Annotated in this window: 11 protein-coding genes and 1 pseudogene; 1 reads left to right on the forward strand and 11 read right to left on the reverse strand. The window is 66.8% G+C overall.

All coding sequences use genetic code 11. The annotated features are described in order from the left end of the window. Positions 1–18 precede the first annotated feature (18 nt). The 11 genes and pseudogenes from A7D17_RS04255 to A7D17_RS04300 all read right to left on the reverse strand — a co-directional run bounded on the left by A7D17_RS04255 (position 19) and on the right by A7D17_RS04300 (position 9,839). A complete protein-coding gene (locus A7D17_RS04255; RefSeq protein ID WP_064507967.1) occupies positions 19–1,005 on the reverse strand; it encodes a YheT family hydrolase in 987 nt (328 codons plus the stop codon). A 63-nt stretch (positions 1,006–1,068) separates the two neighbouring features. Continuing rightward, positions 1,069–1,968, reverse strand: a complete 900-nt coding sequence (locus A7D17_RS04260) for a 1-acyl-sn-glycerol-3-phosphate acyltransferase (RefSeq protein WP_193395310.1) — start codon at positions 1,966–1,968, stop codon at positions 1,069–1,071. Positions 1,969–1,989: 21 nt separating this feature from the next. After that, positions 1,990–2,418: a hotdog fold thioesterase gene (locus tag A7D17_RS04265; RefSeq protein WP_064507969.1), complete on the reverse strand. Its 429-nt coding sequence runs from the start codon at positions 2,416–2,418 to the stop codon at positions 1,990–1,992. A gap of 256 nt (positions 2,419–2,674) precedes the next feature. Continuing rightward, positions 2,675–4,705: a phospholipase D family protein gene (locus tag A7D17_RS04270; protein WP_064507970.1), complete on the reverse strand. Its 2,031-nt coding sequence runs from the start codon at positions 4,703–4,705 to the stop codon at positions 2,675–2,677. Then, positions 4,702–5,274 (reverse strand): YceI family protein, encoded by a 573-nt coding sequence (locus A7D17_RS04275; protein WP_005992686.1) that lies wholly within the window; start codon positions 5,272–5,274, stop codon positions 4,702–4,704. Before A7D17_RS04275 ends, A7D17_RS04270 begins: the two co-directional genes overlap by 4 nt. Positions 5,275–5,277: 3 nt before the next feature. Beyond that, a complete protein-coding gene (locus A7D17_RS04280; RefSeq protein ID WP_003488452.1) occupies positions 5,278–5,754 on the reverse strand; it encodes a SixA phosphatase family protein in 477 nt (158 codons plus the stop codon). A gap of 15 nt (positions 5,755–5,769) precedes the next feature. Continuing rightward, positions 5,770–6,402 (reverse strand): ParA family protein, encoded by a 633-nt coding sequence (locus tag A7D17_RS04285; RefSeq protein ID WP_064507971.1) that lies wholly within the window; start codon positions 6,400–6,402, stop codon positions 5,770–5,772. Between the two features lie 148 nt (positions 6,403–6,550). Beyond that, entirely contained in the window at positions 6,551–7,501 is a 951-nt protein-coding gene (locus A7D17_RS04290) for a hypothetical protein (RefSeq protein ID WP_239692136.1), read from the reverse strand. Positions 7,502–7,685: 184 nt separating this feature from the next. Then, complete coding sequence (locus tag A7D17_RS04295; protein WP_064507973.1) at positions 7,686–8,603, reverse strand: AEC family transporter; 918 nt, start codon at positions 8,601–8,603, stop codon at positions 7,686–7,688. A gap of 108 nt (positions 8,604–8,711) precedes the next feature. Continuing rightward, positions 8,712–8,823: pseudogene (locus tag A7D17_RS25175) on the reverse strand (penicillin acylase family protein); the annotation flags it as partial. Between the two features lie 380 nt (positions 8,824–9,203). After that, on the reverse strand, positions 9,204–9,839 hold the full coding sequence (locus tag A7D17_RS04300; RefSeq protein WP_064507974.1) for a tetratricopeptide repeat protein: 636 nt from the start codon (positions 9,837–9,839) through the stop codon (positions 9,204–9,206). A 194-nt stretch (positions 9,840–10,033) separates the two neighbouring features. Between A7D17_RS04300 and A7D17_RS04305 the strand changes: the two genes are divergently transcribed. After that, positions 10,034–13,741: an indolepyruvate ferredoxin oxidoreductase family protein gene (locus A7D17_RS04305; protein WP_064507975.1), complete on the forward strand. Its 3,708-nt coding sequence runs from the start codon at positions 10,034–10,036 to the stop codon at positions 13,739–13,741. Positions 13,742–13,812 lie beyond the last annotated feature (71 nt).

Here is a 13,812-nt window from a genome sequence, read left to right on the forward strand (position 1 = left end):
GCGCGCCGTGGCGCCGACCTACCGGGTGGCGGCCAGCCGCTCGGCCACCCAGCGTTCGGCAAAGCCGTCGCCACGGGCGTTTTCCAGAAAGCCGCAATGGCCGCCCCAGCGCGCGATCTCCAGCTGCGCATGCGCCGGCAGGCGCCAGGCAGCGAAGTCTTCGAACGGAATCACCGGGTCGTCTTCGGCCATCAGGATGTCCGAGGGCACCTGCAGTCCGGCCAGGCGCTCGCCGGCGATCGAGTAACTGTCGAAATAGGCTTCCAGCGAGCCATGCCCGGTGTGTTGCACCGCCAGCCAGGCCATCAGCTCGCGCATGTCCAGCGCCAGGGTGGCGTCGTCGTAGCCGTGCTGGTCCGGGAACAGCTGGCGCTTGCGCAACAGCGATTCGCGCCATTTACGACGGAAATACCAGTCGTAGAATTGCGGGCCTTTTTCCAGCTGGGTCATCGTCGCCGCCGGATCCAGCAACGGACACACGGCCGCCACCCGTGCCAGCGGCAGACCGGCGGCCGGCGCACGCAAGGCCAGCCGCAGCGCGAAATTGCCACCCAGCGAATACCCGGCCGCCAGCAGCTGCGCCGACGGAAAGCGCTGCCACAGATCGCAGGCAGCATTGACCACCTCGTCGATGCGGTCGGAGTGGAACAGGTCCACGTTGAGATGATGGGTGCCGCCGTGGTCGCGGAAATTCAGCCGGAACACCTGGTAGCCCAGGCCAAGCAAACGCGCGGCGGTCAGCCGCATGTAGTTGGAGTCGGCGCTGCCTTCCCAGCCGTGCAACAGCAACACGGTGCCGCGTACCGGCGCATCGCCGGGCGGTACGCTCATCCAGCCCTGCAGGCGCACGCCGTCGCCGCCGTCGAGAATATGTTCGCTGGTGACCGCGCCACTGGCAGCCAGCAGCTGCCGGCTGCGCAGCCGGCGCAAGGCGCTGCTGCCCAGCACCGATTGCACGTGCGGATTACGCAGCCAGCGCGGCGGCTGGTAGTCGGAGGCGTTCAAGCGCGCGCCGGGCCGGATAGTGGCGCGGTGGCCATGGGGGCGATGCGCGCGTGCATTGCCGGCTCAGGACTCCATCGCGGCAATGATGCGTTGCCGCGAGGTCTCGGCCAGGCGGCGGCGGCCTTCGATATCGAAAGCCCCGATCGGCTCCAGGAAATGCACTTCCGCCAACCGCGACGGCTCGCCCAGCAGGCGCACGATATTGGCGAAGAAACTCTCGCGCTCGCCGAAGGCCACCACCGCCTGCGCATTGCCGCGCGCGCCGTAGCGCAGCGCCACCGGCTGCACCGGCACGCCAGCTTCCACCGCGGCCTGGAAGATGCGCGCATGGAACGGACCCACTTCGGTGCCGCCGCGGGTGCGCCCTTCCGGAAACACGCCGACCGGCTTGCCGCTGCGCAGGCGCTGCAGCATTTCCTGCAGCACGCCGCCCAGCGATTCGGTGCTGCCGCGCTGGTGGAAGATGGTCTGGCCCTTGGTCGCCAGCCAGCCCACCAGCGGCCAGCCGGCAATCTCGCGTTTGGCCACAAAGCCCATCACGCGTTGGCTGTGCAGCATGGAGATATCCACCCAGCTGACGTGATTGGCCACGAACAGCGTCGCGCCCGACAGCGGCGTGCCCATCCGGCGCAGGCGGAAGCCGAAGATGCGCATCAGGTTGCCCTGCCACCAGCGGATCATCCGCTCGTCCAGGGTGTCCTCGCGCCCGGTACGGATGCGCGCCAGCGGCGGCGTCACCACGCACAGCATGGTGATCGGCAGGCAGAGGCACAGATGCAGCAGCAGCAGCGGCACCCGATACAGGTACCGGAACCAACGCAACGCGCCGCGAGCGTCGCGCATGGCGTCCAGGGATGACTCGCTCATTCGACCAACGGGACCGGTAACAGGGGAAGAAGGCACGTCTATTGTGACAGCAGCTTGGCGGCGGCGCAGTGCCGGCAACGGGTGGCGCTGTTCCACCCATGCCGTTGCCGGGCCTGCTCAGCCATGGGTGCGTGCCACCACCGCCAGGGTCAGCCGCGAGACGCAAACGCGCTTGCCGGCCGGATTTTCGATGACGATATCCCAGACCTGGGTGCTGCGCCCCACGTGCACCGCGCGCGCGGTGCCGGTGACCAGGCCCTCGGTGGCCGCGCGCAAGTGGTTGGCATTGATCTCCAGCCCCACGCACATCTGGCTGGTCATGTCCACGCACAGGTTGCCGGCGCTGCTGCCCAGGGTTTCGGCCAGCACCACCGAGGCGCCGCCATGCAGCAGGCCATACGGCTGCTTGGTGCGCGCATCCACCGGCATGGTGGCGCGCAGCCAATCGTCGCCGGCCTCGGTGAACACGATGCCCAGATGCTCGATCAGGGTATTGCGGCTGGAAGCGTTGAGGGCGGTCAGGTCGACGGGGGCGCGGAAGGTCATGGATTGGGGATTGGGGATTGGGGATTGGGAATCGGGAATCGGGAATCGGGAATCGCCACAGCGTTTGCGGGGCCGGGGCCTGATGCAATGCGGTGGCGGGGTGGTTCACGCCGTGACGGTAACAGGCCGGGCGGGTCGTTGCTTGTCGGACGCTGGCGGGATCGGTGCCACCTGCGGTGATCTCAGGGCCAATGACGGCTGGTGCGGGTTCTGGGGCTGCACGCGGTGCCGGTGCACGGTTCCGGCAGCGTGGTGGTCAGAGAATCGGCACCAGACCGGCGCCGAAGGCGGTGAGCATGCGCACCAGCAGCCACTTCGGCCCCACGTTGACCTCGGGGAAATCGCCGACCGCCACATAGCACTGGCGGAATTGCGGGTCCTGCCGCTTGAGCGGGAATGGGCAGCCCGGGCCGGGCTGGAATTCGTAGTTGGTCGCATAGCGCCAGGGCCAGAAATCCAGCACCGGCAGGGCTTCGGAGACCTTGCCCACGCTGTAGTTCAGGCCGCTGAGCACCGGCGGTTTTTCGCGCGGGGCCACGGTCCAGGCGTTTTCCGGGCTGATATCGCGCTCGATGCTGGCGGCCAGCGCCTGCGCAAAGCGCGCATCGTCGATCACCACCGCCGCCTCGGTGTTGTAGTTCTCGCTGCGCGGATCGAAGTTGTGCGTGCCGATTACGCCGATGCGGCGGTCCACCACCAGCGACTTGGCATGCAGGCCCATGCGTGCGCCGGCACGGGTCACCGGCAGCGGCTTGTTGACCGCGCGCGTACCCAGGAACGAGGGCCGGGTTTCGGTACGCAGCACGCGACGATCGACCTCGCTACCACCGCGCGCACGGCCGCCGCCACTGCTGCCGCGCAGCGTGCTCGCCGGTGCCCGCGCTGCGTCGCCTTCGCCACTGCCACTGCCACTGCTGCCACGCACCGCATTGCCGGCGGCGCTGCCACCGATCAGGCGATTGTCGCGGCTGTCTTCGTTGATGTCGGAGGCAGGATTGAGCGGGTCCGGCACCAGGTTGGCGTAATCCACCGGCGCATCCAGCGGAAATGGCTTGAACTCGTAAACGTTGAAGCCCAGCTCGCGCATGTTGCGGCGTTTGAACTTGTACGACAGCGCATACACGATGGGGTTGTCGGTGGCGGCCAGGCTATTGGTGGACACCACGATGCGCGGCGGCTGCGGGCGCGCGCGCAGGCTGCGGAAGATCGCCTGGGCTTCGTCGGACAGCACCAGATACGGTGTCTGCAACAGCACTTCCTGCTGCGCACCGGCGATCAGGCCATCGAGCTCCGGCGCGGTGGAGACCGCCTTGGAGGCGTGCTCCCGGCGATGCTTCTGCGGCAGGTCGGCCACGTAGAGCACACGCTGTACCGACATCGCCGGCGTGACGAAGGCATCGCGCACGAACTGCGGATCGCGCGCCTCCTGGTCCACCCGCGCCACCCGGTCCGGGCGCCGGAACTGCACCGGCGGCATCTGGGGGGCGCCTTGTTCCAGCAGCAGCCGGCCCACATCGTTCAGGCGTTCGGCCGGCACGCTGCGCCGCGCACGCCAGAACGCATCGAAGTTGGCCGCCATCGCGCGCACTTCCGGCCCGGCCAGAATCACGTCGCGGTCGCGGAAGTTGTATTCGCTGTCCCAGTCGTAATAGTCGTCCTGGTAATTGCGCCCGCCAACCACGCCCAGCACGTCGTCCACCACCAGCAGCTTGTTGTGCATGCGCTGGTTGAAGCGCCGGAAACAGCACAGCACGCTGCCGGCGTAATCGAAGTAGTTGAGTTTGACCTTGCCGAAGGTGGGGTTGTAGATGCGTAGCTGCAGGTTTTCGTGAGTGCTGGCCAGCGCGCCGAGAATCTGCAGGTCGGCGATCGCCGAGAGCTGGTCGATCAGGATGCGCACCTTGACCCCGCGCCTGGCGGCGTCGGTCAAGGCATCCAGCACCATCCGGGCGCTGTCGTCCTTGTCGAAGATGTAGGTCTGCAGGTCGATGCTGCGGGTGGCACTGCGGATCAGGTTGAGCCGCGCCACCAGCGATTCTTCGCCATGGTCGACGATGGTGGCGTAGTGCCGCGGCACCGCCGGCGTAGAGGCAGTGATGGCCTGCCCGCCCAGCGCGCGCAACGGCGAAGGCTGGGCGCAATGATTGGCCTGGGTGCATTCCACCACGGTGCTGCGTGCAGCGGCAGCGACACCGGCGGCGCGGTTGCGCTCGGTTTGCGACAGGCCGGCGCATCCCGTGCCGAGCAACAACGTTGCCAGCACCAGCGTCCTGGACAAAAACTTCACGGGCGCCGCGCCTCCTGCAGCCGCCCACGCAGAATGAATGTCACCCTGTCGCCCAGGGCCATCTGCCACGCATTCATTCCGTAACGTCCACGCAGGACCGTACCTCGGCTGATCACGTCGCAATCATAGCCCGGCCGCGCGCATTCAGCCGGTGCCACATGCAGGGTCTCGATGTGGGTGATTCCGCGGATGGTCAGGTTGCCGGTGATATCGCCGCCGCCCTTGACCACCTCTTCGGCGTAAGGCAACGACTCGAATTCCACTACCGGGTAGCGCGCTACGTCGAAAAAATCCTCGCCCCGCATCCAGCTGGTGTAGCGGTCCTTGCCTGGAATCTCCACCTGGGTGGCGTCCAGCCGGAAGCGCACTTGCATGCGCCGGTCCGGCAATTCCACCAGCTCACCGCGAAAACGCGGGAAGAACCCCTCCATCTTCATGCCGAACCGGGTCTTGATCTCGAACCCGAAGCGCGACTGCACCGGATCGATGACGTGCACTTTCTGCTGCGCCAGGCAGGGGAGCGCGACCCAGAGCGCGAGCCAGGCGAACCAGCGCAGCGACGATGACACGGATCAAGGCCACCAGAAGGCGGTCAGACGGGCGATTCCAGGCTCGATGGTGGCGTCCAGCGGCAGGGCCAGCAAGGCGATCGAGGCCGTTGGCATGCCGCGGTAATCACCGGTCTGGCCGCTATGCATCAACGCCGCCAGCCGCTCCAGGCCCGGGTTATGGCCGACCAGCAACAGGCGCTCGGCCTCGCGGTGTTCGTCCACCAGGCTGGCCAGGGTGCCCGGGGTCGCTTCGTAGATGCGTTCGTCCAGACGTTGTTCGATATAGCCGGTGAGCTCGAGCACCGCCTCCAGGGTTTCGCGCGCGCGCCGGGCCGGCGAGCACAGCACCCGGTCGGGCACCAACCGCTGTTCGCGCAGCCAGCGCCCGGCCGCCTCGGCCTCGGCGATGCCATGTGGCGACAGCGGACGATCGAAATCGGCCTGACCGGTGTCGGCCGGCTCGGCATGGGCGTGTCGCAACAAGATCAATTCGCGCATGGGAACTTTCCGGTTCTAGGACTTCTTGAGCCACTTCAACAGCGGCTCCCAGTCCTGTTGATGGTCGCGCACCTGCGCCGAGCGGTAGTCGAACAAGCTGCGCCCCAGCCCGGCCATGACCACGTAGGCCTGGGTGTCGCGCAATTGGGTCACCAGCGGATACGGCCAGCTGCCGATCATGTCGGCGGCCTGTTGCGAGGTCTGGGTCCACGGGCGGGCGCGGTTGAGCACCAGGCCCACCGGCAACTTGCGCTGGTGCACGCGCGGCACCTTGGCCAGCGTGTTGAGAAAGCCCACCACCGCTTCGATATCCAGCGCCGAGGACAGCACCGGCACCACGATGGCATCGACATGGTCCAGGAAACCACCCAGATCATCTGCCATGGCCCCGGCCGGCGCATCGATGATCAGCGTATCGGTGCCTTCGGGCACCGCGGCCTGCCAGTTGCGGCGTTTGGTGGCATCGATCGGCAATACCGCGCTGTCCAGACTGGCCCGGCGCTGTGCCCAGCGCGTGGACGAGCCCTGTGGATCGGCATCGGCCAGTACGGTGCGCTGGCCCTGCAAGGCCGCATGTGCGGCCAGATTGGTGGCGATCGTGGTCTTGCCGACGCCGCCTTTGGAGGCGGCCACCAGGACTGTCTTCATGCACGCCTCGCTTCCGGGAGCTGGCCCGCAGCGTACACCGCGACAAGGTGAGGAAGTAGTCGAAACGCGTTAAACGCGATGCGTGCTTTTGTCATCGCAGTGCAGCATCGGCGCATGGTTCAGCCGCGCTGCCTGTTGCCCAAGCGGCTCATGGGCGTGCGCCTTCTGGCTGCCAGTCCGCCGGAGGGGCCAGGGAAACACCGTGACGCTTCAGCAAGGCGCGCAGTACAGGCACCTCACCCTGCACTAGAGTCAGCTCCAGGTCGGATACTGCCTCGGCTTCGGTGCGCGTAAGACGTTGAAATTGATGTCGCAACCATTGCAACTCGCGCGCGTGCGCCTGCCAGCGCTCGGCCTCGCTGCCAGTGCTCAATGCCGCCATCCCCATGGAGCCGAGCAACGCAGTCACCATGGTCGACTCGTCGCCGGCGAGCTTGGTGAAGAGAGACAAGCACTCATCGCGCAACGCAGATCCGGTGACGGGCAGCGCGCAGCGGCCAGTCAGATGGATTAACGAGGGGACTGCACGCTCCATCCATGCCCCCATGACAAAAACCATCGCCATTTCGCTTCCGGTCGTCGGGCGGCCTTGGGCCTGCAGTGTGGCGCGCAAGCGTTCCGGCTGCAGCAGCGGCCATTGCGTATCGGCATACACAGCGTGCAAGACTTGCCCAAGCTCGCGGGCACCGCTGTCGAAGTGGTCGGCACGCACGACCGCTTGCCAGGCGCGTTCGGCCGCCACGCCGTCGCTGCGCCTGCGGGCAGCCGCGTAGGCCTGCAGATGGACATCGGCATTGTCGGCGTCGGCCTCCTCCAAAAACGCAAGCGCGCCTTCAGGGTCGCAACGTAGCTCCCGCGGGCAGCCGTAGGATTCCATCCGGGCCACCAGCAGGTCGCGCGGCCGCGCATCCAGGGCACGCTGCAACAAGGCCCGTTGTGCCGGGGCATAGCGAGTGCCTGCCTGCGGTGTCTCGGCCGCATCGTCGCCTCCCGCCCAGAGCAGGCCGGACACATACAGTTCCCGGGGATGGCCGGTGGCCGCCAAGGCCTGGAGCCGCGTCTGCATGACCTGCTCAACGTGCTGCTTCCACTGCTTCAACCGTGGATCCTTGGTCGGATCCGTCACGTCCGAACCTGGTACCGGCGCGGCATGTGCGAGACAGACCACATTCCCCCATAGCAGCAGCGCCCTAACCATCCAACGTGATACTCGCATTCCTGCTCCCCTTCCCTGTAATGGCGCGCCATGCCGCGGGACAGCATTTCATGCGGCTGAGGGCGTATCAAGCCACCAGCCGCGCCAGCAGCCAGGACCAGGCCGGCAAGGTCAGCAGCGACAGCAGGATGCTGTAGCCGACCATGGCAGCTGCCAGCCTGGGGGCCAGCCGATGCGAGATGGCCAGCGCGGCGGCGGTGATCATGGTGGGCATGGCCGATTCGAGCACGTTGGTCTGCAGCACCAGTCCGCGAAGGCCGAGCGCCCAGGACAGCGGCAGCGCCAGGATCGGCATCACCGCCAGCTTGAAGATCAGCCCCACCGCGAGCGGCTTGAGTTCGTCGGCGGGCAGACGCAATTGCAGCGAAAAGCCCACCGCCAGCATCACCAGCGGCAACATCGCATCGGCCAGGCTCTTGAGACCTGCGCCGATCCAGGCCGGTGGCTGCGCGGGCATCAGCGTCAGCGCGAACAGCAGCGCCCACAACGGCGGGAACTTGAGGACACGGGTCAGTATGATTTTTGCGGTGGGCGGCGTATCGCCGCTGTAGCGCGCCAGCACGTACAGGCCGAAGGTGGACAGCAGCACGAAGGTGCCGAACTGGTCGTACACCACCGCGTACGGCAGGGCCTGGTCGCCCAGCAGCGCGCGCACCATCGGAAACCCGATGAAGCTGGAGTTGGTGAACACCACGCACATCAGCAGCGCGGCGTACTCGGCGCGGCCGATGCGCAGCAGTCGGCTGCAGCCCCACAGCAGCGGCACGATGATCGCGGTCAGCAGCCATGGTGTGGCGATCACCCCGGCGAGCGAGGCGTCCAGGTGCAGGCGCGGCACGTAGGTCAGCACAGAGGCTGGCAGACAGATGTACAACACGATGCGGTTGAGCACGTCGGCGCTGTTGTCCGGCAGCACCTTGAGCCGCGCGAATACCAGACCAAGCCCCAGCATCGCCAGGATCAACGCAAATGCATCCACCGCCATGGCTGATCGTGTCTGTTGGAGAGCGATGCACAGAATCGCACAGCGCCGGGTCCAGGCATTGGGGGGGAGGAGTGGAGGAGATCTAGCGTGGCGTCGCGCTCAGGCGAGGAACGCGCCGGCCAGATGGCCAGGCCCCTTGACGGCGCAACAGATCGAGCCGTAACAAGCGGTCGCGCGCGCCATCGAATCCCTGCACGAAGAACGCGTCGCCATCGGTGCGCAACGACACTTCCATCGTTTGCCTATGCCGAAGCCAGTCTGTCGAAGGCGCGGTGCCCTCGCCACTCGCGGGACACGCCGTGACCCATCGCGGGAAGCTCGATGGCGGCATCCATGCCGCCAACGGTCCCGCAATGGGCGAGGACACCGCACCAGGCAGGTTGCTGGCTGCTTTATTGAAAGCCCTGCAACCGACCACCTGGACGGGTCCTGGCCCGCTCACCGGCGCGGGACCTTAAGCGGTATGGCTGCCGCGTAAGGGCTGACAAGGACGTTCTTGCAGCGTGTCCGGCGATGGTGGGCGGGCACGGACCCTGCAGCAAACCTGCAGACCACTGCACGGCATGCGCTGCAGGCGATCCCTGCAGCGCGGTCAGGCGCTTACGGAAACGCCGGCGGGTTGGCCTGCCAGGCCGCATGGACTTCGGCCAGGCTGGCGCGCTCAGTCTCGCGCCAGTCCGGCAGCAGGCTGGCGTAGTTGGCGGTGCTGCTCCAGCGGTCTGGCCAGGTCCGAACGGCGGCGGCATACCACTCGGTCGCCTCCTGCTTGCGTCCGGCCCGCCACAGGGCCAGGGCGGCCGCCGTCGGCAGCCACTCCGGCGTGGCCGGGCGGCCGTTGGCCAGGTTGGCCCACTGCTGTAGCGCCTTGTCCGGCTTGTCGGCGCGCAACAGGTCCCAGCCATAGCTCCAGGTGATCGTGCGGTATTGCTGGCTGCCGTTGGAGACCAGGGCCAGCGCGCCCTGGTACAGCTCGTCGCCCAGCTGCGTGCGTCCGCCGGCGTAGGCCAGCGAGGCCAACTGTGCGCGGGGCTCGGCGGCGCGTGCGTCACGCTGCACCATCGCGGCCAACCTGTCGACAACAGCATCGCCCTGCCCTTGCACGGCCACCACCGGTTTGGTCGTGGCACGGTCTTCGTCGAAATAGAACTCCTTGGGCTTGGGCAGGTTTTGCGCCTGCGCCAACGACCACACGCCTCCAAGCAGGGCCAGTGCGGCCCATGCGTATTTCCTTTTCACTGTGTTTTCCCCTGACAGCAAACGACCCTTCCCGTTCCCATCCTACCCGCAGCACGGCGGCTGCGCATCCGCATGCGAACGGGCGCGTGAAGGCTGACTGTTACACTTTGCGCCGCCGTTTTGGAATCCGACGGGCGGGTCAGATAGTTTCAAATGACACGCACCGGGTCCCAGCCACCCTTTCCGGGCACGCCATGACCAGTACTGCTGCACTTTCCTCTCCCGACTCTGCCAACACGCCGGAGCTCGGCCGGGTGGATGCGGACTACACGCTGGAGCACAAATACACGCGCGCCGACGGCCGCATCTACCTGTCGGGCGTGCAGGCGCTGGTGCGGCTGCCGCTGATGCAGCGGCTACGCGACCAGGCCGCCGGCCTGGACACGGCCGGTTTCGTCAGCGGCTACCGCGGCAGCCCGCTGGGCGGGCTGGACCTGGAACTGTGGCGCGCGCGCAAGCATCTGGACGCGGCCAGGGTGACCTTCACCCCCGGCCTCAACGAGGACCTGGCCGCCACCATGGTCTGGGGCACCCAGCAGACCAACCTGTTCCCCGGCGCCAAGGTGCAGGGTGTGTACGGCATGTGGTACGGCAAGGGCCCGGGCGTGGACCGCAGCGGCGACGTGTTCAAGCACGGCAATGCCGCCGGCACCTCCCCCTACGGCGGCGTGCTGGCGCTGGCCGCCGACGACCACGCCTGCCGCAGTTCGACCCTGCCCCATGGCTCGGAAGACGAATTCGTCAGCGCGATGATGCCCATCCTCAACCCGGCCGGGGTGCAGGACATCCTGGACATGGGCCTGCTCGGCTGGGCGATGAGCCGTTACACCGGCCGATGGATCGGCTTCAAGACCATCGCCGAGACAGTGGAATCGTCCGCCTCGGTCGAGGTGAACCCGTTTGCGCGCACCATCGTGCTGCCGGAGGACTTCGCGCTGCCGCCGGGGGGCTTGAGCATCCGCTGGCCTGACCCGCCGGTGGACCAGGAGATGCGCCTGCATCGCTATGCAGTGGCCGCCGCGCAGGCGTTCGCCCGCGCCAACGGTATCGACAAGGTGGTGCTGGATTGCCCACAGGCGCGGCTGGGCATCGTCACCACCGGCAAGAGCTACCTGGACGTGCTGCAGGCACTGGAATACCTGGGCCTGGATGCGCGCGCCTGCGCGCAGATCGGCATCCGCGTCTATAAGGTCGGCATGACCTGGCCGCTGGAACCGGTGGGCATCAGCGCATTTGCGCGTGGGCTGGAAGACATCGTGGTGGTGGAGGAAAAGAAGGCCTTCATCGAGCGGCAGATGAAGGAGCTGTTCTACAACTGGCCGGCCAGCGCCGGCGCGCGACCGAGCATCGTCGGCAAGTACGACGAGCACGGCGCGTGGATTCTGCCCTCCACCGGCGAGTTGACCCCGGCCACCATCGCGGCGGTGATCGGCAGACGCATCCAGCGCCTGCTGCAATCGAGCACGATCAATACCGATTCGATCGAGCAACGGTTGCGCTGGATGGAAGCCAAGGAAGCGGAAATGGCGCTGCCTCGTGCGCAGTTCCCGCGCGTGCCGCATTACTGCTCCGGCTGCCCGCACAACACCTCCACCGCGGTGCCGGAAGGTTCGCGTGCACTGGGCGGCATCGGTTGCCACTACATGGTGACCTGGATGAACCGCGCCACCGATACCTTCACCCATATGGGTGGCGAAGGCGTCACGTGGTCCGGGCAGGCGCCGTTCACCGATACCCCGCATGTGTTCCAGAACCTGGGCGATGGCACCTACTTCCACAGCGGCTCGCTGGCGATCCGGCAGTCGGTCGCCACAGGCGTCAACATCACCTACAAGATCCTCTACAACGATGCGGTGGCGATGACCGGCGGGCAGCCGGTGGACGGCACGCTCACCGTGCCCGACATTGCGCATCAGTTGCGCGCCGAAGGCATCCATGAGATTGCGGTGGTCAGCGATGACATCGGCAAATGGACGCGGCGGCGTGACCTGTTTCCGCCTGAGGTCGCGTTTCACGATCGTGGTGAACTCGATGCCGTGCAGCAGCACCTGCGCACGGTCAAGGGCGTGTCGATCCTGATCTTCGACCAGACCTGCGCCACCGAGAAGCGCCGTCGCCGCAAACGCGGCAAGCTGATCGACCCGCCCAAGCGGGTGATGATCAATTCGCTGGTGTGCGAAGGCTGCGGCGATTGCGGCGAGAAGAGTTTTTGCGTATCGGTGTTGCCGAAGGAAACCGAATTCGGGCGCAAGCGCCAGATCGACCAGTCCAACTGCAACAAGGATTATTCCTGCGTTTCGGGCTTTTGCCCGAGCTTTGTCACCGTGCATGGCGGCGCACCGCGCAAGGGCAAGCAACGTGATGCCAGCGCATTGCTGGAGACGCTTCCAGCGCCGCCGCAGCGCACGGCGCTGGAGCAGCCCTGGAACATCCTGATCACCGGCGTCGGCGGCACCGGCGTGGTGACCATCGGCGCGCTGCTGGGCATGGCCGGGCACCTGGAAGGCAAGGGCGCCACCGTGCTGGACCAGACCGGCCTGGCGCAAAAGGGCGGCGCGGTGACCACGCATATCCGCATCGCACGCCAGCCCGACGACATCCACGCGGTACGCATCGCTGCCGGCGAAGCGGATCTGGTGCTGGGTTGCGACATGGTGGTGGTCAACGATTATTGGGCGCTGTCCAAGGTGCGCGATGGCCGTACCCAGGTGGTGCTCAACACCTATGAGGCGATGCCCGGCACGTTCACCACCCAGCCGGATCTGCAGTTCCCCGCCGCGCAGATCATCGCCGGCGTGCGTACCGCACTGGGCGGGCGCGATCCGTTGCTGCTGGATGCCACGCAACTGGCCACTGCCCTGCTGGGCGATGCCATCGCCAGCAATCTGTTCGTGCTGGGCTACGCCTGGCAGCATGGGTTGGTACCGTTGTCGCATGCAGCGCTGATGCGGGCGATCGAACTCAATGGCGCGGCGGTGGCGATGAACCAGCAGGCCTTTGCCTGGGGCCGCCTGGCGGCAGTGGATCTGCCGGCCGTGCAGCACGCTGCGGGCCTGGCCGGCGCACCTGCACCTGCCCACCTGCAAGGCGACACGCCGGCTGCACGCGCGCCAGGCAGTTGGGAAGACCACGACCTCAGCGGCCAGAGTGCGCCGCGCGCGTTGACGCAAACCGATGGCGGCACGCTGCATGGGCAAGTCGATGCACCGGCCGCCCCGCTCGATGACGAACAACTGGCGTCCTCGCTGGACGAGGCCATCGCGCGTCGCATCGCGTTCCTGACCGATTACCAGGATGCGGCCTACGCGCAGCGCTATCGCGCACTGGTCGAACGCGTGCGCAGCCACGAGACGCTGCGTGTGCCCGGCAGCAGCGCACTGACCGAAGCGGTTGCCCGTTACGCCTTCAAGCTGATGGCCTACAAGGACGAGTACGAAGTGGCGCGGCTGTACACACGCGGCGATTTCCAGCGCCGGCTGCAGCAGCAGTTCGAGGGCGACTACACGGTGCGCTTGCATCTGGCACCACCGTTGCTGGCGAAGAAGGATGCGCAGGGCAACCTCATCAAGCGCGAGTACGGGCCGTGGATGTTCACCGCCTTCAAGCTACTGGCGCGGTTGAAGTTCCTGCGTGGCGGCAAGCTCGACGTGTTCGGCTACACCGCCGAGCGGCGCGGCGAACGCCAACTGATTGCCGACTACAGTGCGACCGTGGAGCTGCTGCTGGAACGCCTGGATGCCGACAACGTGGGCCTGGCCGCGCAGATCGCCAGTATTCCCGAACATATCCGCGGCTATGGCCACATCAAGCATGCGCACCTGCAGGAAGCCAAGGCGCGCGAAGCAGCGTTGCTGGCGCAATGGCGCAATCCGAAGGCGTTGCATGTGGTGCAGGCGATTTGATGTCGCCGAACGACGACATCAACTCCGTGTAATCGATCGATGACATCCGAATGGGGCGGCCATGTAGGGCA

Origin of the sequence: Xanthomonas floridensis, from assembly GCF_001642575.1 — a bacterium.
Classification (GTDB): Bacteria; Pseudomonadota; Gammaproteobacteria; order Xanthomonadales; family Xanthomonadaceae; genus Xanthomonas; species Xanthomonas floridensis.

Bases quoted from the DNA above. Each gene is read 5' to 3' on its own strand.
- A7D17_RS04265 (WP_064507969.1), bottom strand. From the start codon at position 2,418: ATGACCTTCCGCGCCCCCGTCGACCTGACCGCCCTCAACGCTTCCAGC.
- A7D17_RS04280 (WP_003488452.1), bottom strand. From the start codon at position 5,754: ATGCGCGAATTGATCTTGTTGCGACACGCCCATGCCGAGCCGGCCGAC.
- A7D17_RS04285 (WP_064507971.1), bottom strand. From the start codon at position 6,402: ATGAAGACAGTCCTGGTGGCCGCCTCCAAAGGCGGCGTCGGCAAGACC.
- A7D17_RS04295 (WP_064507973.1), bottom strand. From the start codon at position 8,603: ATGGCGGTGGATGCATTTGCGTTGATCCTGGCGATGCTGGGGCTTGGT.
- A7D17_RS04305 (WP_064507975.1), top strand. From the start codon at position 10,034: ATGACCAGTACTGCTGCACTTTCCTCTCCCGACTCTGCCAACACGCCG.